The sequence below is a fragment of the Deltaproteobacteria bacterium genome (assembly GCA_026712905.1).
Lineage (GTDB): Bacteria > Desulfobacterota > Binatia > UBA9968 > JAJDTQ01 > JAJDTQ01.
On record JAPOPM010000255.1, the window covers coordinates 1 to 3,674 of the forward strand.

1 protein-coding gene is annotated in these 3,674 nt (G+C 66.8%); it reads left to right on the forward strand.

Features of this window, described 5'->3' with window-relative positions; translation table 11 throughout:
* The first annotated feature begins 36 nt into the window (after nucleotides 1-36).
* Entirely contained in the window at nucleotides 37-3,015 is a 2,979-nt protein-coding gene (locus tag OXF11_21445) for a conjugative relaxase (protein ID MCY4489655.1), read from the forward strand.
* Nucleotides 3,016-3,674: the final 659 nt, after the last annotated feature.

Below are 3,674 nucleotides of genomic sequence, written 5' to 3' on the forward strand. Positions count from 1 at the left end.
GAATCCGAGTGAACACGCACCCGGCGGGAGGTCCGTATGGTAGCCTCCATCGGGGTCATCGCTTCGCCGTCTCAAGGCGTCTCCTACTACGAGAGGGATGGCTACTACGCGAAGGACGATTCCGCGCACAGGGAAGCGAGCGCCTGGGCGGGCAAGGGAGCCGAGGCGCTGGGGCTTTCGGGGCCAGTCGATCCGGACGCATTCAAGGCCGTGCTCGAAGGCAAGGTCCCCGACGGCCCGCACCTCGGCAAGCGGGACAAGGACGGGGAGATACACCATCGGCCGGGACGGGACATCACGATGTCCGCACCCAAGTCGGTCTCGCTCATGGCGCTGGTGGGAGGGGACGAGCGGATCGTCGCCGTCCACGACCGGGCCGTGACGCGCACCCTTGCCTGGGTCGAACGCAACGCCATCGAGACCCGGATGCAGGACAAGGCCAGCGGCGCGATGGTCCACGCCGGGGGCCAGAAGATGGTGGCCGCGACCTTCCGCCACGACACATCCCGAAACCTCGACCCCCAGCTCCACACTCATGCCGTGGTGGCGAACATGGTCCAGGGCGAGGATGGGAAGTGGAGGACCATGGTCAACGACGGGCTCTACCGGAACAAGATGGCGATCGGCGCGGTGTACCGGGCCGAGCTTGCCCGGGGTCTCAAGGACCTGGGGTACGGGATCGAGAAGACCCACCCGGACGGCAGGTTCGAAATCTCGGGAGTATCACGGGATGTAGTGGAGGAGTTCTCGACTCGGCGTGCGGAGATCGAGGCGGCGATGGCGGCGCGGGATGAAGGGGTGCCCTTGGAGAACCCGAAGCTGGCGGACCGCGCGGCGTTGATGACGCGGGCCGCGAAGCGTGACGTGGACAAGGGGGAGCTTTGGCGGTCGTGGGAGCGGCAGGCGGTCGAGCTCGGGTTTTCGGCCCAAGCCGTGCGCGCCAAGGCGACGCGAGCGGAGCGGGAACTGCCCTTGCCGGACCTGTTCACGGACCGGGGAGAGCGCGGGGCGGAGGCCGCGGCCTGGGCGGTGGAGCACCTTTCCGAGCGCCAGGCGGTGTTCTCGCATGGGGATCTTCTGGCAGCTGCGCTGGCGCGGGAGCCGGGCGCGGTGACGGCCGAGGCGGTGGAGCGGGCCATGGCAACCCTCGAACAGGACCGCGTCCTCCACGTGTCGCGGGGTCTGCAATCGGGGAAACACTGGACCACTGACGCGGCAATGGCGCGGGAGTCGGAGGCCATCGCGCTGATGAAAGCCGGCCAGGGCGCCGAAAAGACGATCATGCGGGGCTGGATTGCGGAGACGAAGCTCCACGGCGGGCGTCTCAACGAGGGCCAGAAGCAAGCGGTCAAGATGATTCTCTCGTCCAAAGACCGGGTGTTGGGAGTGCAGGGATATGCTGGCACGGGCAAGACGACGATGCTGAACCGCCTTCGCGCACTCGCGGAGGGTCGGGGCTACAACACGACAGGCCTCGCTCCGTCGGCCTCCGCGGCGCGCACATTGGAGCGGGAATCGGGAATCGGATCGGAAACGCTGCAACGATTCCTTGCGCGCCACGAGGGAATCATCGAAGGCCGGGGCACGGCAAGAGGGTTGCGGAACATGCGGGCGTCGTTCTCGAAGACAGTATTGGTGGTGGACGAGTCCTCGCTCGCGTCGAGCGAACAGATGCGGGGACTGCTGCGGGTCGCCACCACGCTCCGGGTCCCGCGCGTGGTGCTGGTGGGCGACGAAAAACAGCTCGGGGCGGTGGAGGCGGGGAAGCCCTTCGAGCAACTCAGGCGGGCCGGGATGCAGACCGCGGTGGTGGACGAGATCCTCCGCCAGCGGGACATGGCGCTCAAGGAGGCGGTCCGTGCGGGCCTTGCGGGCGAGGTCAGGACCGCCTTCGAGAAGCTCGGGGACAGGATCGTGCAGGTTGAGAGGGAGGATATCGGCAAGGAAACGGCGGAACGCTGGCTCTCGCTCTCTCCCGAAGAGCGCTCCGCAACCGGGGTGATCGCGCCGACCCGGGCGTTGCGGGACGAGATAAACGACACGATCCGGGCGCAACTCGTGACGGAGGGCGCGGTCTCCGGTCCCGCGAGGCAGGGCGAGAAGTTGGTTTCGCGAGGGTTGACGCGCGCCGAGATGGCCCGTGCGTCTAACTATTCGGCGGGAGACACGGTGATCTTCAACCGCCGGTACAAGACCCTGGGGGTGGAAAAGGGAGACGAGCGCGAGGTGGAGAGGGTCGACCACGAGCGCAACACTGTCTGGCTTCGGGACGGAAACGGCGACCTGGTGGACTGGCGGCCCTACCTCCTTGCGGGTGCGAAGGGCGGCGTGGAGGTCTATCGGAGCGAGGAAATGGAGCTTCGCAAGGGAGACAAGGTGCGGTGGACGCGGAACGATCCGGGCTCAGAACTCGCCAATGGGGAGACCGCGGCGGTGGAATCGGTCGGAAAGGACGGCGTCCGCTTCCGTCTCGAGGACGGATCGGCGGCGAAACTTGCCGAACATGATCCACAGTTGCGCCACCTGGACCGGGCTTTTGCCTCTACGGTGCACGCTTTCCAGGGCAGGACCGTGGACCAGATCGTTGCGGCGATGCCTACGGGGAACCCCGACCTGACCAACCAAAGAGCCTTCTACGTTGCGATCAGCCGGGCCCGGGACGGGGCCGAGCTCGTCACCGATGACACATGGAAGCTCTCGGATCAACTGGAGAGAGCCACGGGCGAGCGGGTAGCGGCGCTCGATGGGGCGGCGATGGAGGCCGCGCACGAGACGGCGTTCGGCCTCGAAACCGACCACGAACGGGACGGCGACCGGGCGGCGCGCGGACTTGACGGGACGGATCACGCCCTCGAAGAGGAGCAAGTAATCGATCCCGAGCGCGAGCACGGGTCTGGACCACGCCTCGAAACCGACCGCGAACTCGACCATTCAGAGGAGTCGGAACACGATCGCCTGCAGGAAGAGAACCTCGAACCGGCGCAGGTGAACCTCGACTTCGATCTCGAGATATAGAAACCCCGCCTCCTTCCGGCCGATCCCGCGACCCTCGCCGCCAACAAACCCATCGCGAAACGAGTTCCTAAAGAGTTCCAAAAGGCCCCGCGCGCCACCGGACCGGGGCGGGGCACTCCAGCTACTCTCTCCCGCCGCCGGTCCTCCCGGCCCTCCCCGGTGTCATTCCCGTGCGCAGCCTGTGGTTGGCGGGCCCGTCTAACGGGCTTCGGGGTGCCAATCTCCTTCGTGTACCCGTTCGTATGCTCCATATTGCCGCGCACGAGGGCGCTGAAGCGGCCGTGTTCAATGCCGGGCGCGGACATGGCCGCGACCGGGAATCGTCTGCGCGGACTCGGCCCGCCGGGGCTGTCGTGGAAAAGCCGCCCCCGGTCAGTCCGCAGGCGCTATCGCCCGAACTGGTGTTGGGAGACAAGCTGGAGGACTCTCGCCAGGAGATGTTCGTGCGTCGGACTTTGCGTCGGACTTTCGAGTCCGCCAAGTGCTTGAAATCGCGGGTATGTGTTCGCACCCACATGCGACCGGTACACGGCAGCGTCGCAAACCGGTATCGCCTTTTCCATGGTACTGCCGGGGGGTGAGGGGCTCGAACTGCGCAAGGGAGCGCACCCGGGCGCAGACAGGGCTCGTCAGGCAGCACGCTGCGTCGGGTGTGAAGA